Origin of the sequence: Micromonospora sp. DT229, assembly GCF_049844505.1 — a bacterium.
Lineage (GTDB): Bacteria > Actinomycetota > Actinomycetes > Mycobacteriales > Micromonosporaceae > Micromonospora.
Genome location: NZ_JBNCLD010000063.1, coordinates 1 through 212, shown reverse-complemented (window position 1 = coordinate 212; position 212 = coordinate 1). Strand labels below are relative to the sequence as shown.

General features: G+C 65.6%; 1 pseudogene. It reads right to left on the bottom strand.

Features of this window, described 5'->3' with window-relative positions:
- A pseudogene (locus tag ACLQ2T_RS29290) lies at nt 1–212 on the bottom strand (hypothetical protein); the annotation flags it as partial.

Sequence of the window (212 nt, the reverse complement as noted above, 5' to 3'; positions counted from 1 at the left end):
TCGAACAGGGACAGGGTCAGGGTCGAGGTGTACGCACCCGCGGCGACATCCGCCGGAGTACGCAGGAACAGATCCGCATCCACCGTGTAGGCCCCCGGCGTCACCGCACCCGAGTCGAAGGTCGAGACCAGCAGCTCCTGGTCCACCAGACCCACGTTGTTACCCGGCTGAGTCGGCTCGTCCAACACCGTGACGACCTCTTCACCCTCGCT